Source organism: Enterobacter sp. C3_dUdeg, assembly GCF_057536195.1.
The window spans coordinates 378254-399349 of sequence record NZ_BAAKFX010000001.1 but is presented as its reverse complement, the minus strand read 5'-3'; the positions used below and the strand labels follow the sequence as shown (position 1 = coordinate 399349).

General features: G+C 54.0%; 24 protein-coding genes and 4 pseudogenes. 17 read left to right on the top strand and 11 right to left on the bottom strand.

What is annotated here, in order from left to right:
* Positions 1–24 precede the first annotated feature (24 nt).
* From yedD to AC27FC_RS01780, 8 genes and pseudogenes are all read right to left on the bottom strand, one after another.
* Complete coding sequence (gene yedD, locus AC27FC_RS01815; protein ID WP_023312299.1) at positions 25–438, bottom strand: lipoprotein YedD; 414 nt, start codon at positions 436–438, stop codon at positions 25–27.
* 228 nt (positions 439–666) lie between these two features.
* Positions 667–1052, bottom strand: a pseudogene (locus AC27FC_RS01810) (HumD family translesion DNA polymerase).
* 111 nt (positions 1053–1163) lie between these two features.
* Complete coding sequence (locus tag AC27FC_RS01805; RefSeq protein ID WP_049015911.1) at positions 1164–2321, bottom strand: acyltransferase family protein; 1158 nt, start codon at positions 2319–2321, stop codon at positions 1164–1166.
* A 271-nt stretch (positions 2322–2592) separates the two neighbouring features.
* Positions 2593–2739, bottom strand: a pseudogene (locus tag AC27FC_RS01800) (tail fiber domain-containing protein); the annotation flags it as partial.
* A 163-nt stretch (positions 2740–2902) separates the two neighbouring features.
* Positions 2903–3262: a hypothetical protein gene (locus AC27FC_RS01795; protein ID WP_112778385.1), complete on the bottom strand. Its 360-nt coding sequence runs from the start codon at positions 3260–3262 to the stop codon at positions 2903–2905.
* 45 nt (positions 3263–3307) lie between these two features.
* Positions 3308–3583: a hypothetical protein gene (locus AC27FC_RS01790; protein ID WP_196354234.1), complete on the bottom strand. Its 276-nt coding sequence runs from the start codon at positions 3581–3583 to the stop codon at positions 3308–3310.
* Positions 3567–3809, bottom strand: coding sequence for a hypothetical protein (locus tag AC27FC_RS01785; protein ID WP_196354233.1), 243 nt, complete (start codon positions 3807–3809; stop codon positions 3567–3569). The genes AC27FC_RS01790 and AC27FC_RS01785 overlap by 17 nt, the downstream gene beginning before the upstream one ends.
* An 8-nt stretch (positions 3810–3817) precedes the next feature.
* A complete protein-coding gene (locus AC27FC_RS01780) occupies positions 3818–4120 on the bottom strand; it encodes a hypothetical protein (protein WP_049015904.1) in 303 nt (100 codons plus the stop codon).
* Between the two features lie 860 nt (positions 4121–4980).
* Between AC27FC_RS01780 and AC27FC_RS01775 the strand changes: the two are divergent.
* Positions 4981–5540 (top strand): annotated as a pseudogene (locus AC27FC_RS01775) (tyrosine-type recombinase/integrase); the annotation flags it as partial.
* 26 nt (positions 5541–5566) lie between these two features.
* Here AC27FC_RS01775 and fliE read toward each other — a convergent pair.
* Positions 5567–5881, bottom strand: coding sequence for a flagellar hook-basal body complex protein FliE (fliE, locus tag AC27FC_RS01770; RefSeq protein WP_008500329.1), 315 nt, complete (start codon positions 5879–5881; stop codon positions 5567–5569).
* A gap of 228 nt (positions 5882–6109) precedes the next feature.
* Here fliE and fliF point away from each other — a divergent pair, with 228 nt between their 5' ends.
* From fliF to rcsA, 14 genes and pseudogenes are all read left to right on the top strand, one after another.
* On the top strand, positions 6110–7789 hold the full coding sequence (gene fliF, locus AC27FC_RS01765; RefSeq protein WP_033145901.1) for a flagellar basal-body MS-ring/collar protein FliF: 1680 nt from the start codon (positions 6110–6112) through the stop codon (positions 7787–7789).
* A complete protein-coding gene (gene fliG / locus AC27FC_RS01760) occupies positions 7782–8780 on the top strand; it encodes a flagellar motor switch protein FliG (RefSeq protein WP_023312301.1) in 999 nt (332 codons plus the stop codon). The genes fliF and fliG overlap by 8 nt, the downstream gene beginning before the upstream one ends.
* Entirely contained in the window at positions 8773–9480 is a 708-nt protein-coding gene (gene fliH, locus AC27FC_RS01755) for a flagellar assembly protein FliH (protein ID WP_023312302.1), read from the top strand. Before fliG ends, fliH begins: the two co-directional genes overlap by 8 nt.
* Positions 9480–10850, top strand: a complete 1371-nt coding sequence (fliI, locus tag AC27FC_RS01750; RefSeq protein ID WP_023336182.1) for a flagellar protein export ATPase FliI — start codon at positions 9480–9482, stop codon at positions 10848–10850. The genes fliH and fliI overlap by 1 nt, the downstream gene beginning before the upstream one ends.
* Positions 10851–10871: 21 nt before the next feature.
* Positions 10872–11315, top strand: coding sequence for a flagellar export protein FliJ (fliJ, locus tag AC27FC_RS01745; RefSeq protein ID WP_023312304.1), 444 nt, complete (start codon positions 10872–10874; stop codon positions 11313–11315).
* Positions 11312–12544, top strand: coding sequence for a flagellar hook length control protein FliK (fliK, locus tag AC27FC_RS01740; protein ID WP_058841431.1), 1233 nt, complete (start codon positions 11312–11314; stop codon positions 12542–12544). Before fliJ ends, fliK begins: the two co-directional genes overlap by 4 nt.
* Positions 12545–12650: 106 nt before the next feature.
* A complete protein-coding gene (gene fliL, locus AC27FC_RS01735; RefSeq protein ID WP_023312306.1) occupies positions 12651–13121 on the top strand; it encodes a flagellar basal body-associated protein FliL in 471 nt (156 codons plus the stop codon).
* A gap of 4 nt (positions 13122–13125) precedes the next feature.
* Positions 13126–14130: a flagellar motor switch protein FliM gene (fliM, locus tag AC27FC_RS01730; RefSeq protein WP_023336184.1), complete on the top strand. Its 1005-nt coding sequence runs from the start codon at positions 13126–13128 to the stop codon at positions 14128–14130.
* Complete coding sequence (gene fliN, locus AC27FC_RS01725; protein WP_023312308.1) at positions 14127–14540, top strand: flagellar motor switch protein FliN; 414 nt, start codon at positions 14127–14129, stop codon at positions 14538–14540. Before fliM ends, fliN begins: the two co-directional genes overlap by 4 nt.
* Before the next feature lie 2 nt (positions 14541–14542).
* Positions 14543–14917 carry a flagellar biosynthetic protein FliO gene (gene fliO / locus AC27FC_RS01720; protein ID WP_023312309.1) on the top strand — a complete coding sequence of 125 codons (375 nt, stop codon included), beginning with the start codon at positions 14543–14545 and terminating at the stop codon, positions 14915–14917.
* Positions 14917–15654, top strand: a complete 738-nt coding sequence (gene fliP / locus AC27FC_RS01715; RefSeq protein ID WP_033145903.1) for a flagellar type III secretion system pore protein FliP — start codon at positions 14917–14919, stop codon at positions 15652–15654. The genes fliO and fliP overlap by 1 nt, the downstream gene beginning before the upstream one ends.
* Before the next feature lie 9 nt (positions 15655–15663).
* On the top strand, positions 15664–15933 hold the full coding sequence (gene fliQ, locus AC27FC_RS01710) for a flagellar biosynthesis protein FliQ (protein ID WP_008500315.1): 270 nt from the start codon (positions 15664–15666) through the stop codon (positions 15931–15933).
* Between the two features lie 7 nt (positions 15934–15940).
* A pseudogene (gene fliR / locus AC27FC_RS01705) lies at positions 15941–16733 on the top strand (flagellar biosynthetic protein FliR); the annotation flags it as partial.
* Between the two features lie 287 nt (positions 16734–17020).
* Positions 17021–17644, top strand: coding sequence for a transcriptional regulator RcsA (gene rcsA / locus AC27FC_RS01700; protein WP_008500313.1), 624 nt, complete (start codon positions 17021–17023; stop codon positions 17642–17644).
* 101 nt (positions 17645–17745) lie between these two features.
* Here rcsA and dsrB read toward each other — a convergent pair whose 3' ends face one another.
* On the bottom strand, positions 17746–17934 hold the full coding sequence (gene dsrB, locus AC27FC_RS01695) for a protein DsrB (RefSeq protein ID WP_013097741.1): 189 nt from the start codon (positions 17932–17934) through the stop codon (positions 17746–17748).
* A 129-nt stretch (positions 17935–18063) separates the two neighbouring features.
* Here dsrB and yodD point away from each other — a divergent pair, with 129 nt between their 5' ends.
* Both yodD and AC27FC_RS01685 read left to right on the top strand, forming a co-directional pair.
* Entirely contained in the window at positions 18064–18291 is a 228-nt protein-coding gene (gene yodD, locus AC27FC_RS01690; protein WP_008500310.1) for a YodD family peroxide/acid resistance protein, read from the top strand.
* A 301-nt stretch (positions 18292–18592) separates the two neighbouring features.
* A complete protein-coding gene (locus AC27FC_RS01685; protein WP_196354232.1) occupies positions 18593–19393 on the top strand; it encodes a mannosyl-3-phosphoglycerate phosphatase-related protein in 801 nt (266 codons plus the stop codon).
* On the opposite strand, the gene dgcQ is transcribed toward AC27FC_RS01685, so the two are convergent.
* Complete coding sequence (dgcQ, locus tag AC27FC_RS01680) at positions 19390–21078, bottom strand: cellulose biosynthesis regulator diguanylate cyclase DgcQ (protein ID WP_064672749.1); 1689 nt, start codon at positions 21076–21078, stop codon at positions 19390–19392. The two genes, AC27FC_RS01685 and dgcQ, sit on opposite strands and share 4 nt — an antisense overlap.
* Positions 21079–21096 lie beyond the last annotated feature (18 nt).

Below are 21096 nucleotides of genomic sequence, written 5' to 3'. Positions count from 1 at the left end.
GAGGTTGCCGTTTTGCGTTTACCCTTAGGGTAGTTTACTCTCTAGCGGATTTTTACTCAGGTAATCGGCACACTCAACCGTTGGACGGTCGACCTTCTGCAGCTCCAGCCCGTCATACTCCAGCGTCGAGCCATCGCGCTCCAGCGGATAGATATCCAGCTTACGCGTCACGTTGTAATAACTGTCTGAACGCAGCATGATTTTACCCGGCACGGCAATCACGCGCTGCCACTGACGGCAGTCCAGCGTATCGCCCTCTTCCGTCACCACCAGCGTGGCAATCGCCTTCGGGCTGACCATGTTGCTCTGCGGCCCTTTCGACTGCCAGTATCCCGCCAGATGCGCCGGGACAGGATGCTTGATCACGTCGTTATAGTTATCGACCTGAACGCACCCGGTCAGTGCCAGCAGCGCGCCAGCAATTGCTATTTTTTTCATCATCTTTCCTGCATTCGAAGAAAAAAATATTGTGGCATTAAAGCGCTGCGGCTGCCAGCGAAGATCGACAGGTCTGAAACCTACTATCCAATATGAGCATATAATTTTTCTAATCGACGAAGATCGTCAAAGAGCGCACTAAATAATAGATGGTTAGAGTCGTCGAAAACATCAGTCGTCTATGTTCACCTTAGAGCTTGTGCTGTTTTGTGCCCCATCCCTGCCCCATCACATCACCGGGCAGTCGTCGAATTCGCCACAGCGCGCATCGTTGATGCTGTAGGTGAGCACACCAAATATCGCATCCGGGCTCGTTCCATCATCGTGAACCGGTATCACTTCCCACCTGCGGTCTGCAAATTCTCAAGGTGTGGCTTTGGAGACTTGCGATACCGCTTTATCCTCACCTCTCCATCCCCTTCTGCAAACCAGCAAAGAACCGTCACACGGGCTGAGTGATTCATCGACGACGAGTAGCGCACCGTTGATGATGCCTTAGTGATAGTGTGTTGAACCGGCTCACATGAAATACGTAGCCGCTGGTCTTGTGATGATACGCTTGTCTAGTGATATACGTTGCTCAACTTAATCGCTGCTGCCGATGGAAATCCCATGATGCAACTATGACAGTAACTGTATATGAATACAGTGTTGTTGTTCGATGACGTCGATCAAGGCACTTACAGCAAAAAAGCCCACCGAGGTGGGCTATATCCTTAATTTCTTTAAATTTTATTTAATATGGAAACTTTCTCTGAGCTCGTTTCCTTTTCAGATGCGTATCTGACCAGTATTCTTTTGCCATAGTTTATGCATGGTAATTCTATATATATATGCATTAAGAACGCAGTTACCAATGAAACACTACACAGCATGACCACAAGAGAAAATCCATTTATATATTGTAAAAAACCCATGCGAGTATATAGATACAGATATGCTGCCAGTATAATCGCATGGCACATGTACAATGAATATGAAATATCTCCCAAAAATGATAGCACTTTGTTTCTAGATATATCATTTGTTCTTTCATAAAAAAGAAATGACGTTATTATGACAAAAGAGAAGACGCCAAAACCAAACAACCCATGTCCATATGGAACCTTAGAGAAAAACATAATGAAGCACATAGACAAAGCAAGCAAAAGGCATATGGTTGAGATATTCTTAATATGTTGTGATATTGCTTCAATCCGTATTGCTTTAATATATAATTCACCAATCATCATACCAACGACGAATTCAAACATCATTGGAGAGGTGAAGACATTAATATATCCCAAAAGCGTATTATGCTCGAGCAAACCAGCAGAAACAGAACCACTCATGCTTAATTCACCGCGCGAATAATACTGTGACAAACATACAAGAGCGATTAAGAATGTCGAAGAGACAATCGTCCTATATCTATGACTAATACTTATCGACAGTCCAAATACAATATAGAACGCTATTTCATAAGTAATCGTCCAAGCAGGGTATAATAAGTTATATCCAAAATAAGGAGCCTCTCCAGACCAATTTAAATTGAAGGGAATCATTGAAACAAACAATTTAGCCAACCCTTCACCCGTTGAATATTTCATCATTTCCGTGATCACCAGATAATAAAACACGCATGAAACAATGAGCAATGGATATATCCTAAAGACTCTTCTTACAAAAAAGAACAAAACATTATTAATCTCTTTCTTTTTTGTTGAATATACTATTATGAAGCCGCTTATAAGAAAAAACAAATCCACGCCAGCAAGTCCACCACCAAATAATAAATCACCCAAATCTTTTTGGGCGTATACATTATTTAATCTATCCCTATAATGAAAGAGAACAACCAGTAACGCGGCTATCCCTCTCAAATAATGAATTGATAATATCATATTTACTATACCATGATTAATATTGACGTTCATGATACAGGAAAGTAGATGTAACGCAATATTCTATGACCTCAGGTTGTTTTCACAGTGCAAGAATTATGAATGCGATCAATTCATCGTATCTGATCCCATATCGATTGCCTGTTTTCCAGGTAGGGTTAAGGACAACCTCAAGTTCATCAACCACTTCCACTTCTTCATCCCATTTGTCATAGCAAACCGTACCGTAGTCGAACGCATCAAAACCATTAACTGTAAACGCTTCAATAACTTATTGTGCAATAACGCCAAAATGAATCCTTGCACCATCGCTTTTAGTATCAACCGAATCAGTAAATCTAAAGGCCTTGATCATGTTTGTTAACGACCTTGCAGTGGAAAGTTCCGCATCACTAATGCTTCTCTCATCACTCTTAAGCCTACCGTCTGAATTGTTCCATTAGCGGCATACACTGCAGTTCATCTGTTTGAGGGTAGTCCTATGCCTATTGAATTGTCAGTTGTTGGGTAGAGCCCTGAGGTATTTCCCGACTCCATCTTCACATTGCGTTCGGTGGCGAAAAGCATTTTTTGAAACGAAATCATAGTGCACACTGCTGACCGGTCCCCACTATTAGATACAACCTTCGGTTAGTAATATCGTAAGAAAGCGAGTAACAATCAGGTTTGGTATTTGAGCGGTTAAATATCGTGGCCGCAGACGTCTTTTTGCCGTCCAAGGTGAAAGACAGCACGCCGTTATTGTCATAAACCGAGACGCTGTCGGCGTCACAGATGGTCTCCATACGCGATCCTAGCGGCACATCCTCATCGTCAAAGGTATAATCAAAATACCCGAGGCGCGGATCGATAGCGTCAATTTCAGCCTGGATCTGGCACAGGCCGTAAATATCAATGCTCGACTCCGACTGCTGCCTGACGACCAACCAGTTAAATAACACGATATCAGCGAATTTACGCGATGGCCTCAGCGTGTAGTCGACCTGTTACATCGTCATGTTGTAGCTGATGACGTGGCGGGTGATCAGAGCGTTGCACTTCCTGTCACGCCAGCTTGTGGCCTTCTCGGTTGCCCGGACCTTCACCATCACCAGCAAATATTCAGCGTGAACAATGTTCGTCCTGACGTTTATCGTATGAGTCTCCTCAACCTGCAGCTTGCTCGCGTCGCTGCTATTATCTGTTCTCTGGAAGGTAATCGAGTATCGCCCAAACCCGCCCACCGCGGTGAGTTTGTCAGTCCGGTTAAACGTCTCCGACATTCGGATAAGTCACGTTGATAGTGAACGTGACCGGGTGCGGGAAAGTCAGCTCAGTGAAGAAGTCGGAACCAGCCTGTTTGAAGATTTTTATCCCAATCTGCCCGCCAGTATAAGCGCCACTGATGACAGTGGATGCCGTCGCCATTTCAATCGGGAAATCGCTGCTCTCGTTCAGCCCAGGTACTTCCTGTCCGTCGACATCGTCGAACTGATAGCCATCTTTCACTACCGGGATTACTTCTCCGGGCTGGAAATGGTGTCGCTGGCACCGGCCATAGAACCAAGATTAGACTCAGAGAAGCGCAATGACGTTACGTCGTATTTACCAATACCGAATACCATCAGCTCAATGATGTATTTCAGATTGTTGATATATTCGAATAGCGATTTCTGAGCCAGATCCAGGAAGAAACGGACCTGGCCGAAGTTGTCCGATTTCGCCTCGCCATTGCGCGCGATGTTAGTCTGTCCCTTCAGATTGTTATTCGGTGATGTCTTGCTGTTCCCGCCGCCTGCGATCGTGTTTGGCTTCGGCATCAGCGAAGACAACACTTTTTGGGTAAACTTGATCGGGTTAAGGTGCTCGAGCGGTTTAGCAGCGTTCCGACAAGACCGTCACCTTTTGGCTGGTCGAAAATAATTACCGGTCGTTTTCCAGAAGTGCAAATTGCAGCTCATCATCAGACAGCAGCTCTTTGCCGTTAACGTTGATGCGGATATCGCGGTGAAAACTTTCATGCTCAAGCCACTCCGAAAATACCGTGCCGGCTTTAACTACCGCCAGGTCCTTTGGTATCCCCGGAACGCGCTAAATTTCGATTACCAGCATACTGGTAAAACTCCACTCTGGTGAATAGCTTCTGAATTGTCCGGATTGCGTCGAACCGTATGTGTCCATTTTCCCTTCGGCTGTTCAGCGCGCGACCGTCGGCAATCAGGCAGACATGCACAGGCTGGCTGCCAACCCAGGCGACGAAGCCCCGTCTTTGGTGAACGTGGCGCCGGGCTGCCAGAAAAAGACATCAGCGTCATAGCACGTATGAAGTCGCGCCCGCATTCGTAATCTGCTGACTGATAAATCTCAGTACCCATAACATGGCGGTAATTCAGCCCCTGCGGCTCGTATACAAGAATCAGCGCGAGCTCAAGGAAGTTCTCGTTAGCCAGCTGCTGAATAGGGTCAATTCCGCCGACTGTTTCCTACTGTGGAGTCACTACCTGTTGAGACTGATTTTTGCGAGGTTAGCATGATGCGTTGTCGCCAGCCTTTCTGAGGTCTGGTTGTACTGCTCTTGGCTGATTTCCTTCGCAGTCAGGGTAGTATTCAGATCCTCAATATCCTGTTTGTAATTGGCGTTCTCTGCAGCTTCCGATAGAAGATTTTGGGCTGCAGCTTCATCGACCTGAAAGCCGGTACGATAATGATCCGTCGAAACCACAAGTTAACGAAGCAGTTCACCCTTCCGAAAACTGAGGCCGGAACGGACCGCATCATTAACCTTATTCAGCCGGCGAACGATGTGCTTAAGAGCCAGGATTAACACGTCTGGGCAAGCAGTATCAGGTTGAGGCGAAACTGCGTGAGTATGGTCGTACCGATGTGCATCCGTGCACGTTCGTGTTCAACCCGCAAATCGGATTGCGTAAAGGCCGTGCAGGGCATCATTACGCTGTGGGGTCGATCAACCAGTCCAGGGAGACAGCAATGCGGCGCGCCGGGATTCGCTATCGCAGAGCATACCAGTCCCGACACACGTATGCATGCTGGTCGTTAGCTGCCGGTGCTAACCCTAACTTCATCGCGAAGCAAATGGGCCACACCGACGCGCAAATGGTTTACCGGGTGTACGGATCCTGGATGGCTGAAAATAACCAGGACCAGGTACTCATCCTCAACCAGAAATTGAGTGAGTTTGCCCCATCCATGCCCCAGACTGTGGGATCGGATGGTTATTAATTATAAATAGCATCAGGTTATAAAACCTAAACTTGCATCCCCATCACTTCCTGATACGCAGACACCAGCTTGTTACGCACCTGGATCCCCATCTGCAGGGAAACCGAGGCTTTTTGCAAATCGGTCATCACATCATTCAGTGCCACGCCCGGCTCACCGAGGGTGAACTTTTCTGCCTGAGTGCGTGCTGCGGTCTGGGTATCACTGATACGGTCAAGAGCGGCATGCAGTTGCCCCGCGAAGCTGATGCTCGGCTGCTGATCTGCCACATTCTGATTACGGGCCGTCATCGCCGTTGCCTGCAACTGACTGATTACCCCTTCAATGCCCTGTATAGCCATGACTCTCCCCTGGATGGTTTTTTACGCGGTCAAGACTAACAGCTTGTCAATAAGATAATGGCGGTAAATAGCATGAAAAAACCAGGTTATTTGACGCATAGAAAATCACGAATCATCAAATAATGGCAGGGCCATCAATATGGAACTTTTGTCGTGTTTGCCGACCCGGGAGTCAGTTTTGTTTCTCTACACGAATAACGTAAACCACCAGGATTTAAGAGGTGCGCAATGAGTGCAACAGCATCGACAGCGCCGCAGAATAAATCACTCGAGTGGATGAACCGCCTTCGCGCGAATCCTAAAATCCCGTTGATCGTGGCAGGCGCTGCCGCAATTGCGATCCTTGTAGCGATGGTCCTGTGGGCGAAAAGCCCTGATTACCGGACGCTCTACAGCAACCTTTCCGATCAGGATGGCGGTGCCATCGTCACCCAGCTTACCCAGATGAACATCCCTTATCGCTTTGCCGATAATGGCGGTGCGCTGGAGGTCCCGGCTGATAAGGTGCACGAGCTGCGTCTGCGTCTGGCTCAGCAGGGGCTGCCGAAGGGCGGTGCGGTTGGCTTTGAGCTGCTGGATCAGGAAAAATTCGGTATCAGCCAGTTCAGCGAGCAGGTGAACTACCAGCGTGCGCTGGAAGGTGAACTGGCCCGCACCATTGAAACATTAGGCCCGGTGAAGAGTGCCCGCGTGCACCTGGCGATGCCTAAACCTTCTTTATTTGTCCGCGAACAGAAATCACCTTCAGCTTCCGTTACCGTGAACCTTGAACCCGGCCGCGCGCTGGACGAAGGGCAAATCAGCGCGGTGACGCACCTCGTTTCCAGCGCCGTTGCCGGTCTGCCGCCGGGTAACGTGACGCTGGTTGACCAAAGCGGTCACCTGCTGACGCAGTCCAATACCGCCGGTCGCGATCTGAATGATGCGCAGCTGAAGTATGCCGCCGATGTCGAAAGCCGACTCCAGCGCCGTATTGAAGCCATCCTCGGCCCGGTGGTGGGTAACAGCAACGTGCACGCGCAGGTAACTGCACAGATCGACTTCGCGAACAAAGAACAAACTGAAGAGCAGTACAGCCCGAACGGCGATGCGGCTCAGGCGGTGATGCGTTCACGCCAGATCAATTCGAACGAGCAGGTCGGCGGTGCCTACCCGGGCGGCGTGCCGGGCGCGCTGTCTAACCAGCCTGCCCCGGCTAACGCGGCACCGATTTCTACGCCGCCGGCCAATCAGCAGAACGGTCAGCAAAATAATCAGCAGACCACCTCAACGACCAATAACGCCGGTCCGCGCACCAGCAGCCGTAACGAAACCACGAACTACGAAGTGGATCGGACGATTCGCCACACTAAACTGAACGTGGGCGATATTCAGCGTCTTTCCGTTGCGGTAGTGGTGAACTACAAAACGCTGGCGGACGGCAAACCGCTGCCGTTGACTGCCGAGCAGATGAAGCAGATTGAAAACCTGACCCGTGAAGCGATGGGTTACTCCGAGAAGCGCGGCGATACCCTCAACGTGGTGAACTCACCGTTCAACTCGGTTGATGAGACCGGCGGTGAACTGCCGTTCTGGCAACAGCAGGCGTTTATCGACCAGCTGATGTCCGCAGGACGCTGGCTGCTGGTGCTGATTGTTGCGTGGCTGCTGTGGCGTAAGGGCGTTCGTCCGCAGCTCCAGCGCCGTGCTGAAGCCGAGAAAGCGGCTCGCGAACAGATGAACACGCGTCAGGAAACGGAAGAAGCGGTTGAAGTGCGCCTCAGCAAAGATGAACAGATACAGCAGCGTCGTGCTAACCAGCGCATGGGCGCTGAGGTCATGAGCCAGCGCATTCGCGAAATGTCAGATAACGATCCGCGCGTCGTGGCGCTGGTCATCCGCCAGTGGATGGGTAACGAACATGAGTAATACGCTTACGGGCACCGATAAAAGCGTCATCCTGCTGATGACCATTGGCGAAGATCGTGCGGCAGAGGTGTTTAAACACCTCTCCCAGCGAGAAGTGCAAATTCTCAGTGCGGCCATGGCCAACGTGCGTCAGATCTCCAACAAGCAGCTGACCGAAGTGCTGGCAGAGTTTGAACAGGAAGCGGAACAGTTTGCCGCGCTCAACATCAACGCCAACGACTACCTCCGCTCCGTGCTGGTCAAGGCGCTGGGCGAAGAGCGTGCCTCCAGCCTGCTGGAAGACATTCTGGAAACGCGCGATACCGCCAGCGGTATCGAAACGCTCAACTTTATGGAGCCGCAGAGCGCCGCCGACCTTATCCGCGACGAGCACCCGCAGATTATCGCCACCATCCTTGTCCACCTCAAACGTGGTCAGGCGGCCGATATTCTGGCGCTGTTCGAAGAGCGCCTGCGTCACGATGTGATGCTGCGTATCGCGACCTTCGGCGGCGTCCAGCCGGCCGCGCTGGCGGAGCTGACCGAAGTGCTGAACAATCTGCTCGACGGTCAGAACCTCAAGCGCAGCAAAATGGGCGGCGTGAGAACGGCGGCGGAAATCATCAACCTGATGAAAACGCAGCAGGAAGAGGCCGTCATTACGGCGGTTCGCGAATTCGACGGCGAGCTGGCACAGAAAATCATCGACGAGATGTTCCTGTTCGAAAACCTCGTGGAAGTGGACGACCGCAGCATCCAGCGCCTGCTCCAGGAAGTGGATTCCGAGTCGCTGCTTATCGCCCTCAAAGGCGCCGAGCAGCCGCTGCGCGAGAAGTTCCTGCGCAACATGTCTCAGCGTGCGGCCGATATCCTGCGCGACGACCTTGCCAACCGCGGCCCGGTTCGTCTGTCTCAGGTGGAAAACGAACAGAAAGCCATTCTGCTTATTGTTCGTCGTCTGGCGGAAACCGGCGAGATGGTGATTGGCAGCGGAGACGACACCTATGTCTAATGAGCTGCCCTGGAAGCGCTGGACGCCGGACGATCTGGCGCCTCCCCTCTCCGAGTTCACGCCGGCCGTCATCGCAACCGAAGAGCTTGACCCTGACGTCGAGCAGCCCGAGCTGACCGAAGAGGAGCAGCAGGCCCAGATGCTGGCGCAGCTGCAAATGCAGGCGCACGAGCAGGGCTATAACGCCGGTCTGAACGAAGGCCGACAGAAAGGCCACGAGCAGGGGTATCAGGAAGGCCTGGCGAAAGGGTTAGAGCACGGTATCGATCAGGCGCGCCAGCAGCAGGCGCCGATCCATGCCCGCATGCAGCAGCTGGTCAGCGAGTTCCAGCACACCCTGGACGCGCTGGACAGCGTGATTGCCTCGCGACTGATGCAGATGGCGCTGGAAGCCGCGCGTCAGGTCATCGGCCAGACGCCCGTGGTGGATAACACCGCGCTGATCAAACAAATTCAGGGTCTGCTTCAGCAGGAGCCGCTGTTCAGCGGGAAACCTCAGCTGCGCGTCCATCCGGACGACCTGCAGCGCGTTGAAGAGAGCCTGGGCGCGACGCTTAACCTGCACGGCTGGCGTCTGCGCGGCGACCCGTCGCTACATCACGGCGGCTGCAAAGTCTCTGCCGATGAAGGTGACCTGGATGCCAGCGTCGCCACCCGCTGGCAGGAACTGTGCCGCCTGGCGGCACCGGGAGTCGTCTGATGACCGCGCGCCTCACCCGCTGGCTCACCACGCTCGACAACTTTGAGACGAAGATGGCGCAACTGCCATCTGTTCGTCGTTATGGGCGACTGACGCGCGCCACCGGCCTGGTTCTCGAAGCCACCGGCCTGCAGCTTCCGCTGGGCGCGACCTGCGTCATTGAGCGTCAGGATGGTCTGGAAACGCGTGAAGTTGAAAGCGAAGTGGTCGGATTTAACGGCCAGCGCCTGTTCCTGATGCCGCTTGAAGAGGTGGAAGGCATTCTGCCCGGCGCGCGCGTGTATGCCAAAAACATTTCTGGCGATGGGCTGCAAAGCGGGAAACAGCTGCCGCTCGGTCCTGCCCTGCTGGGCCGCGTGCTGGACGGCAGCGGGAAACCGCTCGACGGACTGCCCTCCCCGGACACCACCGAAACCGGCGCGCTGATCACCCAACCGTTCAACCCCCTGCAGCGTACCCCTATCGAGCATGTGCTGGATACCGGCGTGCGCCCGATTAACGCCCTGCTGACCGTGGGACGTGGACAACGTATGGGCCTGTTCGCCGGCTCAGGCGTAGGTAAATCCGTCCTGCTCGGCATGATGGCGCGCTATACCCAGGCCGACGTGATCGTCGTGGGGCTGATCGGCGAACGTGGTCGTGAAGTAAAAGACTTTATTGAAAACATTCTGGGTGCGGAAGGCCGCGCCCGCTCGGTGGTGATCGCCGCACCGGCAGACGTGTCGCCGCTGCTGCGCATGCAGGGTGCCGCATATGCCACCCGTATCGCCGAAGATTTTCGTGACCGCGGCAAGCATGTGCTGCTGATCATGGATTCCCTGACCCGTTACGCGATGGCGCAGCGTGAAATCGCCTTGGCCATCGGTGAGCCACCGGCGACCAAAGGCTACCCGCCTTCGGTATTCGCCAAACTCCCTGCGCTGGTGGAACGCGCGGGGAACGGCATCAGCGGCGGCGGCTCCATCACCGCGTTCTATACGGTACTGACGGAAGGCGATGACCAGCAGGACCCGATTGCCGACTCCGCGCGCGCGATCCTTGACGGTCATATTGTGCTGTCGCGCCGTCTGGCCGAAGCCGGGCACTACCCGGCCATCGATATTGAAGCCTCTATCAGCCGCGCAATGACGGCGCTGATAACCGAGAAGCACTACGCCCGCGTGCGTAACTTCAAACAACTGCTTTCCAGCTTCCAGCGCAACCGCGATCTGGTCAGCGTGGGGGCGTATGCCAAAGGCAGCGACCCGATGCTCGACAAGGCGATTAGCCTGTGGCCGCAGCTGGAGGCATTTTTGCAACAAGGCATTTTTGAACGCGCCGACTGGGAAGATTCAATTCAGGCATTGGAGCTGATTTTCCCGCAGGTGTAACACAGGTGGAGGGCGAAGGTCATGGCGCAAAACAGCGCGTTATCAACGCTGAAAGATCTGGCTGAAAAAGAAGTTGATGATGCCGCATTGCAGCTAGGCGCAATGCGACGCGGGTGCCAGCAGGCTGAAGAACAGTTGAAGATGTTGATCGACTATCAGCATGAATATCGCACCAACCTCAATACCGATATGACACAGGGCATTGGCAGCCAGCGCTGGATTAACTATCAGCAGTTTATCCAGACGCTGGAGAAGGCGATAGATCAGCATCGCCAGCAGCTTAACCAGTGGACCCAGAAAGTCGATACCGCGCTGAATTTCTGGCGCGAGAAGAAGCAGCGACTGCAGGCCTGGCAGACTTTACAGGACAGACAGATCGCGGCAACGACCCTGGCGGAAAACCGTCTGGATCAGAAGAAAATGGATGAGTTTGCCCAGCGCGCATCAATGAGGAAACCGGAATGATCACACTGCAACAACTGCTGATGAGCGACAGCGACCTGTCAGGCGGCACGCAAACGGGGAAAGGCACCGACGGTGCACAGGACTTTCTCTCTCTGCTGGCGGGCGCCCTCTCGGACGCAACGGGCAAGGGCAAAGATGCGCCGCTGACCCTGGCTGACCTGAAAGCCGCCGGCAGTAAGCTGTCAAAAGTGGCTCAGGACGCCAAAGGGGATACCACCCTGCAGGCCAAAATTGCCGACCTGCTTTCGCGCCAGACCGCGCTGAACGGCGATGAAACGTCGCCCGTCACGTCGCTTGATACGCTGGTTTCCGGGCTGGTGCCGCTGTCTAAGGGCGACGCGCTGAAGACGCTCAATGCGGCGAACAGCAAAGATGACGGTAAAAGCGAGCTGAGCGAAGAAGAGCTGGCCGGATTAAGCGCCCTGATGGCGATGCTGCCGCACCAGCAGCAAACTACCGCCTCTCGCGCGGCAGGCAGCGAGGGCGTTTCCGCCACCTCAACGCTGAATTCCGCGACGCTTTCAAACGGCGCGGGCCAACCGTCCCTGAACGCGTCTGCGGGAAGCCACGATAAAGCGCAGAGTGCTACGCCTTATCAGAACCAGGTGAAAAATCACGAGCCGGCCCTGCAGGGCAACGCGCCTGCTACACCGGCCGTGGCCGCAGCGGCAGAGAAGCAGGAGCTCGCCAGTTCGTCCTCATCATCATCACCAACAGCTACTCTGGCACCGATTATGTCCAGCCATGCAACCAGTCAGACGGCAGCCACCGTCGCCAGCGCGCCGGTATTAAGCCAGCCTCTGGGGACCCACGAATGGCAGCAGTCCCTGAGCCAGCACATCACCCTGTTCACTAAGCAGGGCCAGCAGACGGCAGAGCTGCGCCTGCACCCGGAAGATCTGGGTCAGGTGCAAATTTCGCTTAAGCTGGATGATAACCAGGCCCAGCTGCAGATGGTCTCTGCGCACAGCCATGTTCGTGCGGCACTGGAAGCCGCGCTGCCGGTACTGCGGACCTCACTGGCGGAAAACGGCATTCAGCTTGCGCAGAGCAGCGTCAGCAGCGAGAGCTTCGCCGGGCAGCAGCAGTCTTCATCTCAGCAGCAGCACCAGGCTTCGCGTTCCGGCAACACCGGCGGTTTTAATGAAGAGAGCGATGAGTTACTCCCTGTTCCTGCCGCCCTGCAGTCCGCAGCGCGCGGTAACAGTGCCGTAGACATCTTCGCCTAAACGCCAGAGGTAGCGTGATTATCCCCGTCTTTTCCACGCTTTGACGACAGCAGGACACGGGATAATCACCTTATTAAGCTGTACCGAAACAGGAAGCTCGTATCAGATGACTGACTCCGCTATCACCAAAAAAAGTAAGCGTTCCATCTGGATCCCGCTGCTGGTGTTGATCACGCTCGCCGCCTGCGCTACCGCGGGCTATAGTTACTGGCGTATGCAGCAGGAACCGACCACCGCTGCAGCCAAAGCTGAAGCACCGCCTCCGCCGGCTCCAGTGTTCTTCCCGCTGGATACCTTCACCGTCAACCTGGGTGATGCGGATCGCGTGCTTTATGTTGGCATTACGCTGCGCCTGAAAGATGAAGCCACCCGTTCACGTCTGAACGATTACCTTCCTGAAGTGCGTAGCCGCCTTCTGCTGCTGTTCTCTCGTCAGGACGCTTCGGCGCTGGCTACCGATGTGGGTAAGCAAAAGCTGGTCGACGCCATTAAACAAACGCTGGCGACCCCGCTGGTAAACGGCCAACCTAAGCAGGAAGTCACTGACGTTCTGTATACAGCATTCATTCTGCGGTAACGACATGGGCGACAGTATTCTTTCTCAGGCAGAAATCGATGCGCTGCTCAACGGCGACAGCGATAACAATGATGATCCTAAACCGGGTATTGGCGGCGATAGCGATATTCGTCCCTATGACCCGAATACCCAGCGTCGCGTGGTACGTGAACGTCTGCAGGCGCTGGAGATCATTAACGAACGTTTTGCACGTCAGTTCCGTATGGGGCTGTTTAACCTGCTGCGTCGTAGCCCGGATATTACGGTCGGTGCGATCCGCATTCAGCCGTATCACGAGTTTGCCCGCAACCTGCCGGTGCCAACCAACCTTAACCTGATTCATCTGAAGCCGCTGCGCGGCACCGGTCTGGTGGTGTTTTCGCCAAGCCTGGTGTTCATCGCGGTGGATAACCTGTTCGGCGGCGACGGGCGTTTCCCGACCAAAGTAGAAGGTCGTGAATTCACCCATACCGAACAGCGCGTCATTAACCGCATGCTGAAGCTGGCGCTGGAATCTTACAGCGACGCGTGGAAAGCGATTAACCCGCTGGAAGTGGAGTACGTCCGTTCTGAGATGCAGGTGAAATTTACCAATATCACCACCTCCCCGAACGATATCGTCGTTAACACCCCGTTCCACGTGGAGATCGGTAACCTGACCGGCGAGTTCAACATCTGCCTGCCGTTCAGCATGATCGAACCGCTGCGCGAGCTGCTGGTGAACCCGCCGCTGGAGAACTCCCGCAACGAAGACCAGAACTGGCGTGAAAACCTGGTCCGCCAGGTCCAGCATTCGCAGCTTGAGCTGGTGGCGAGCTTCGCCGATATCCCGCTGCGGTTATCTCAGATCCTGAAATTACAACCCGGTGATGTTTTGCCGATAGAAAAACCCGACCGCATTATTGCCCATGTGGATGGTGTCCCCGTGCTGACAAGCCAGTACGGCACGATTAACGGTCAGTATGCGTTACGCGTTGAGCACTTGATCAACCCGATTTTGAATTCGCTGAATGAGGAACAGCCCAAATGAGTGACATGAACAATCCGTCCGATGAGAACAGCGGAGCACTGGACGATCTGTGGGCTGACGCGTTAAACGAGCAAAAAGCACCCCCGGCCAAAAGTGCAGCGGATGCCGTATTCCAGCAGCTCGGCGGCGGTGACGTCAGCGGCACGCTGCAGGACATAGACCTGATTATGGATATTCCGGTTAAGCTGACCGTTGAGCTGGGACGCACCCGCATGACCATTAAAGAGCTGCTGCGCCTGACGCAGGGTTCCGTGGTGGCCCTTGACGGTCTGGCCGGCGAGCCGCTGGATATTCTGATCAACGGTTATCTGATTGCCCAGGGTGAAGTGGTGGTGGTTGCCGATAAATACGGCGTACGCATCACCGACATCATTACCCCGTCTGAACGTATGCGTCGTCTGAGCCGTTAAGCATGAAAACCCAGGCAACAATATCACAGCCTTCTGCCGTTCCCGGCTCGCCTCTGCTCCAGGTGAGCGGGGCATTGTTCGGTATTATTGCCTTTATTCTTATCGCCGCCTGGCTGGCGAAGCGCTTTGGCCTGGCGGGTAAAACCGCCGGTGCCCGCGGCCTGAAGGTCAGCGCCAGCACCACGCTGGGTCCACGCGAGCGCGTGGTCATCGTCGAGGTAGACGATGCGCGCCTGGTCCTGGGCGTCACGGCCTCAAACATCAGCGTATTACATAAGCTGCCGCCCGCCCCTGTTGTGGTGGACGAGCGCGCAGACGCCCCTGCGGATTTTCAGTCCGTCATGAAGAGTTTGCTTAAGCGTTCCGGGAGATCCTGATGCGCCGTTTGTTATCCCTGACGCTTGCGGGCGTTGGCCTGTTTGCTCCCGCGGTCTATGCACAGCTGCCCGGTCTGGTCTCCACCCCTCTCGCGGGCGGCGGACAAAGCTGGTCGCTTCCGGTGCAGACGCTGGTGTTCATCACCTCGCTGACGTTTATTCCGGCCATCCTGCTGATGATGACCAGCTTCACCCGCATCATCATCGTCTTTGGTCTGCTGCGAAACGCGCTGGGAACCCCTTCCGCGCCGCCAAACCAGGTTCTGCTGGGGCTGGCGCTGTTTTTGACCTTTTTCATTATGTCGCCGGTTATCGACAAGATTTATACCGACGCTTACCAGCCGTTCAGCGAAGACAAAATCTCCATGCAGGAGGCGCTGGATAAAGGCGCGCAGCCGCTGCGGGAATTTATGCTGCGCCAGACGCGCGAAGCCGACCTTGCCCTCTTTGCCCGCCTGTCCAACACCGGCGAGATGCAGGGACCGGAAGCGGTGCCAATGCGTATTCTTCTGCCTGCCTATGTCACCAGCGAGCTGAAAACCGCGTTCCAGATTGGCTTTACCATCTTTATTCCGTTCCTGATTATCGACCTGGTGATCGCCAGCGTCCTGATGGCGCTCGGGATGATGATGGTGCCGCCCGCGACCATTGCCCTGCCCTTTAAGATCATGCTCTTTGTACTGGTCGACGGCTGGCAGCTGCTGGTCAGTTCGCTGGCGCAGAGTTTCTACAGTTAAGGAACGGCAATGACACCCGAATCGGTCATGATGATGGGCACGGAAGCGATGAAAATCGCGATTGCCGTTGCCGCGCCGCTGCTGCTTGTCGCGCTGGTTACCGGTCTGATTATCAGTATCCTGCAGGCCGCCACGCAGATTAACGAAATGACGCTGTCGTTCATCCCGAAAATCATTGCCGTGTTCGTGGCGATTATCGTGGCCGGGCCGTGGATGCTGAACCTGTTGCTGGACTATATGCGCAACCTGTTTACCAATCTGCCGTACATCATCGGCTGAACTGACGATGCTGCACTTCACCAGCGACCAGTGGGTTCAGTGGCTCGGCGTCTATTTCTGGCCGATGCTGCGCATCATGGCGCTGATATCCACCGCCCCGATTCTCAGTGAGAAATCGATACCCAAGCGCGTCAAGGTGGGGCTGGGCATCATCATCTCCATTATCGTCGCGCCCTCTCTTCCCCCCGTGGATATTCCGATCTTCTCGGCGAACGCGGTGTGGGTGGCCCTGCAGCAGGTGATGATTGGCGTCGCCGTCGGCTTTACCATGCAGCTCGCCTTTGCCGCGGTGCGTACCGCAGGGGAACTGATCGGCCTGCAGATGGGGCTATCGTTCGCCACGTTTGTTGACCCTGGCAGTCATCTCAACATGCCCGTGCTGGCGCGTATTATCGATCTGCTCGCCATGCTGCTGTTCCTGTCGTTCAACGGCCATCTCTGGCTTATCTCCATGCTGGTGGATACGTTCCATACGCTGCCGATTGGCGAAAATCCGGTGAACAGCAACGCTTTCCTCGCGCTTACCCGCGCTGCGGGGCTGATTTTCCTCAACGGGCTGATGCTGGCGCTGCCGATCATCACCCTGCTGCTGACCGTCAACCTGGCGTTAGGTTTACTCAACCGAATGGCGCCGCAGCTTTCGGTGTTTGTCATTGGTTTTCCGCTGACGCTGACGGTTGGGATTTTATTAATGTCATTACTGATGCCACTTATCGCTCCCTTCTGTGAACATTTATTCGGCGAGATATTCAACCTGTTAGCGGATATTGTCAGCGAGCTGCCACGTAAATAATAGCCCTCACTGTTGCTATTGTCTTTCTGAGGATATTCCTAAAATAAAACGCGTAAAACATCTTCCAGGATATATCTGACGCGGTTTAATTGTTTCTAACCATCTCACAATACTTAATATTTACTTTACTTTAAGAAGATTCCTGGCAAATTATACGTAACTTTACGGGATAGTGAGTCCGCCTGAAAGTCTTTGTCATGCTCACAGGTTTATTATTTTTTTCCATCCCGTATGGCTGTTTTGAGCTCTCAGGCAGATGGTGAATTATCGTTACGCATTGAGTGAGGGTATGCCATGTCAACGATCATTATGGATTTATGCAGCTACACCCGGCTAGGGTTAACCGGGTACCTGGCAAGCAGAGGGGTAAGAAAGAGAGACATCAACGATGCACACACCGTTGACGAACTCGCAGCCGCTTGTGACGAACTAAAACCAGGCGTGGTGTTTATTAATGAGGACTGTTTCATTCACGATCCAGCCAACAGTCAGCACATTAAGCAAATCATTAATCAGCATCCAAAAACCCTGTTTATTGTTTTTATGGCGATCGCGAATATCCATTTCGATGAGTATTTGTTGGTCCGTAAAAATTTATTGATCAGTTCTAAATCGATTAAACCCGAGTCGCTGGATGACATTCTGGGTGATTATTTGAATAAAGAAGTTAAAAATGTAGGAGCGGTTAACTTACCCACCCTATCATTAAGCAGGACTGAATCAAGTATGCTGCGAATGTGGATGGCGGGACAAGGAACTATTCAGATCTCTGACCAGATGAATATTAAAGCGAAAACCGTTTCGTCACACAAAGGAAATATTAAAAGGAAAATTAAAACGCATAATAAGCAAGTGATCTACCACGTGGTACGCCTGACCGATAATGTGACGAACGGGATTTTCGTCAACATGCGTTAGTCGCTTAAGACCTGTGCACCCTACCTTTGATCTCTGGCCTGGCCAGAGATTTTTGCTTCTGGAAAGGTTGTCGGGCACGCGATGTGCTACCCGACGCCGTGCTACTCCGCCTTCTCGACAAAAATGCCGTCCGGATGCCCCAGTTCGTTAAAAAACCAGATGCCGAGCGGGTAGTCTTCAAGCGATACCAGGTACATTGTGCCTTCGCTAAACTCTTCAATTGCCAGCACCACACCCGGGCGGCGCGGCCCACCGTCCGTTTTAACGGTTACCCGATCGTTGACCTTCATACATTCCTCCTCTGATTTTGAGCCAGTGTAGAACAAAACGCAAAAACGCACATCGCCGCCCGGCGTGATTGGCGTTTTTATACACAGTCTATACTTACCGTTGGACACGGCTGAAAGAGGAACCCCGTAATGAAGACCGATAAAGAGTACAGCGACACCATCAAGCGCGAAGTCGAGGTGGATGTCGATGCCCTGCTGGCCGCCATCAATGAGATCAGTGAGTCAGAAGTCCGCCGGTCGGACGACAATTCGGACCGCGTCATTGTCAACGGAAGGGATTATCACACCTATCGCGAGCTGGCGGAGGCCTTCGAGCTTGATATTCACGACTTTAGCGTGTCTGAAGCCAATCGGTAGGGCGAAAAAAATCCCGGCCATGGGGATGACCGGGATCAAAACTTGCTTATGCAAGAAGCACTTGAAAATTCGTTACACCAGGAAATCTGATGTACATGCCACACTATCCCCAACGAATTTGGCTGACAAGCATATATTCTTACGATGAATATAATATTTTTAACATAATGCTTTTTGTTATGAGCAATAACACACGCCGAATGCGGGTTTGCCAGGAGCATTCCTCTTTTCTCCGGTTTTCGCCTTCATAATTTTTTAGGAATTTTCTTAGAGCGAGACGCATCTGTTACCAGGAGTCGCTATGCCTTCACTGCGGGATACATTGCTGATTTTCTCTGACCTGGATGGTTCACTGCTGGATATTCACACCTATGAGTGGCAACCCGCCATGCCCTGGCTGGACAGGCTGCTGGATAATCAGGTTCCGGTCATTCTTTGCAGCAGCAAGACCGCGGCAGAGATGCTGGATCTCCAGCTGGATCTGGGGCTGGAAGGCTTGCCTTTTATTGCCGAGAACGGCGCGGTGATTCAGCCTGACGTACGCTGGGATAAAATTCAGCGCCAGATAAGGGGGATGACGCACCGGGATATTCGCCCGCGAATCGAACAAATTCGCCTGCAGACGGGCTATAAATTCACTACCTTTGACGACGTGGATGAGCACGTTATCAGCGAGTGGACCGGCCTGACGCGCTACCGTTCGGCGCTTGCCCGCAAGCATGAAGCGTCCGTCACGCTCATCTGGCGCGATACCGACGAGAAACTGGTCCAGTTTGAAGAGGAGCTGGCGAATGTCGGCCTGAAATGCCTGCAGGGCGCGCGCTTCTGGCATGTTCTGGACGCTCGCTGCGGCAAAGACGTTGCGGTGAACTGGCTGATTGAGCAATACCGCGAGCTGGAAGAGATTGAACCCACCACGCTGGGGCTCGGCGACGGTCCCAATGATGCGCCCCTGCTCGACAGCGTTGACTTCGCGGTGGTGATTAAGGGCATTAACCGCCAGGGCATCACGCTACGGGACGATAACCCCGCCCGGGTTTATCACACCCGGCAGCCCGGCCCGGCGGGCTGGCAGGAGGGGCTGGATCACTTCCTCTCTTAATCCCGCCAGACGACCCGGTTACGCCCGCTCTGTTTGGCCTGATACAGCCGGACGTCCGCCACGGACTGCAGCTGTTCAAACTCGTAGTTACCCGCTTCATCCGCGCTGCTGACCCCAAGCGACGCGCTGACGCGCAGGGTCGTGCTCTTCTTCACAAGGATCTCCTTACTGTTGATCCGGCAACGTATACGGTCCGCGACGCTTCTCGCCTCCTCCAGACCGATCCCCGGCAGGACGACGCAAAACTCTTCCCCGCCTACGCGCCCTGCCACATCATTCTTGCGTAACGCGCTGGCAATCAGCCCTGCCGTGTGGGAGAGCACTTTATCTCCGGCCTGATGGCCGAAGCGGTCGTTGATATTTTTAAAATGGTCGAGATCGATCTGAATCACCGAGAACGGCAGCGACTGCTGGCGACAGGTTTCCGCCAGCAATTTTGCGCGGTCGAACAGCGCGCCGCGATTATTCAGCCGGGTAAGCGGATCATGCCAGGCCTGCCACTGGAGCGAGTGCTGAAGCGTGTACATGTTACTCACCATGCGGCGGATCACCAGCCACGAGATCAACAGCATGGCGGTAAAGAGCGCCCACATCAGCGCCAGCACGATACTGATGCTGCCGAAGTCGTCCTGTACCCCTTCGTGCAGGGTGTGGATCCGCAGGACAACGCCGTCGAAGTGATCGAGCCGCTCCCAGCTCACAAAACGGCTTCCGAGGCGGATCCCGCCGCCGGTGGCGTGCTCAATCGCCTGCGCAATCTGCGCCGTTTCGCGTTCGTCAAAATGGTTAACCGCGTTTTCCGTATGGGCAGAGGTGGCAATCATATTGAGCCGGGTATCGTACAGCTGATACTCCCCTTCCGTTCGGTCTTCGGTCGCATCGGCCAGCAGACGCTGCATGGTGCCCAACGTAAAATCCATCGCCACGACGCCATACCAGTAATGGTCGAAATAGATGGGGACGCTGGCGGTGATCATTCGTTCATCATTGGTCCAGGATGAGGGGGTGGAGATGAACCAGCGCACCGCGCGAGCGCGATTGTTCCGCTCTGACTGCTGGGTAAACCAGGACTGCGTGACAAGATGGTAATAGCGGGAGGTAATGTCGCCCGCCTGGTCCGGCGTATCGGTGGAAATGAAAAACCCGGCGCGGGAGACGTAGATCACGCGCGCTTCCGTTTGTGCTCTCGACGACGCCAGCCTGAGCAGATACCCCACTTCGAGCGTGGCAGAAATCTCGTGGCTGAGGCGTTCGGCGTCACGATTCAGAAACGTGGTTTTCTCGACGAAGGCATCCGAGACACCGTTAATGGGAAGGGTGCGTTTTTTATCAACGGCAAGCTGCCAGGTGGGGAGCATGCGGACTGAGCTAAAGCGTGACACCGCATTCTGAAGTACATCAAATGCCAGCGGCGTCTGGATCGCATCATGCATGCCCTGACGGAACAACAGCATCCTGTCGACGCTGTTCTGCAGCTGCCTGTCCAGCGAACTGGCGACCGTATCCAGATGATTACGCTGGCTGGAGATGTACGCTTCTTCCAGTACCACCACTTCACGCCAGGTCAGTAGAGTCGAAAATACCAGAACAACCAGAAAACAGAGATTAACAATCAACCCCGGATTGCTACGCTTATGCAGCCATTGCAAAAAAGATTGTCTTACAACAAAGGTATCGCGCTGCACACACACTCCCTGATCGCT

Bases quoted from the DNA above. Each gene is read 5' to 3' on its own strand.
- yedD (WP_023312299.1), bottom strand. From the start codon at position 438: ATGAAAAAAATAGCAATTGCTGGCGCGCTGCTGGCACTGACCGGGTGC.
- AC27FC_RS01805 (WP_049015911.1), bottom strand. From the start codon at position 2,321: ATGATATTATCAATTCATTATTTGAGAGGGATAGCCGCGTTACTGGTT.
- AC27FC_RS01790 (WP_196354234.1), bottom strand. From the start codon at position 3,583: ATGTCGGAGACGTTTAACCGGACTGACAAACTCACCGCGGTGGGCGGG.
- AC27FC_RS01780 (WP_049015904.1), bottom strand. From the start codon at position 4,120: ATGCCGAAGCCAAACACGATCGCAGGCGGCGGGAACAGCAAGACATCA.
- fliE (WP_008500329.1), bottom strand. From the start codon at position 5,881: ATGGCTATACAGGGCATTGAAGGGGTAATCAGTCAGTTGCAGGCAACG.
- fliF (WP_033145901.1), top strand. From the start codon at position 6,110: ATGAGTGCAACAGCATCGACAGCGCCGCAGAATAAATCACTCGAGTGG.
- fliG (WP_023312301.1), top strand. From the start codon at position 7,782: ATGAGTAATACGCTTACGGGCACCGATAAAAGCGTCATCCTGCTGATG.
- fliH (WP_023312302.1), top strand. From the start codon at position 8,773: ATGTCTAATGAGCTGCCCTGGAAGCGCTGGACGCCGGACGATCTGGCG.
- fliI (WP_023336182.1), top strand. From the start codon at position 9,480: ATGACCGCGCGCCTCACCCGCTGGCTCACCACGCTCGACAACTTTGAG.
- fliJ (WP_023312304.1), top strand. From the start codon at position 10,872: ATGGCGCAAAACAGCGCGTTATCAACGCTGAAAGATCTGGCTGAAAAA.
- fliK (WP_058841431.1), top strand. From the start codon at position 11,312: ATGATCACACTGCAACAACTGCTGATGAGCGACAGCGACCTGTCAGGC.
- fliL (WP_023312306.1), top strand. From the start codon at position 12,651: ATGACTGACTCCGCTATCACCAAAAAAAGTAAGCGTTCCATCTGGATC.
- fliM (WP_023336184.1), top strand. From the start codon at position 13,126: ATGGGCGACAGTATTCTTTCTCAGGCAGAAATCGATGCGCTGCTCAAC.
- fliN (WP_023312308.1), top strand. From the start codon at position 14,127: ATGAGTGACATGAACAATCCGTCCGATGAGAACAGCGGAGCACTGGAC.
- fliO (WP_023312309.1), top strand. From the start codon at position 14,543: ATGAAAACCCAGGCAACAATATCACAGCCTTCTGCCGTTCCCGGCTCG.
- fliP (WP_033145903.1), top strand. From the start codon at position 14,917: ATGCGCCGTTTGTTATCCCTGACGCTTGCGGGCGTTGGCCTGTTTGCT.
- fliQ (WP_008500315.1), top strand. From the start codon at position 15,664: ATGACACCCGAATCGGTCATGATGATGGGCACGGAAGCGATGAAAATC.
- rcsA (WP_008500313.1), top strand. From the start codon at position 17,021: ATGTCAACGATCATTATGGATTTATGCAGCTACACCCGGCTAGGGTTA.
- dsrB (WP_013097741.1), bottom strand. From the start codon at position 17,934: ATGAAGGTCAACGATCGGGTAACCGTTAAAACGGACGGTGGGCCGCGC.
- yodD (WP_008500310.1), top strand. From the start codon at position 18,064: ATGAAGACCGATAAAGAGTACAGCGACACCATCAAGCGCGAAGTCGAG.
- AC27FC_RS01685 (WP_196354232.1), top strand. From the start codon at position 18,593: ATGCCTTCACTGCGGGATACATTGCTGATTTTCTCTGACCTGGATGGT.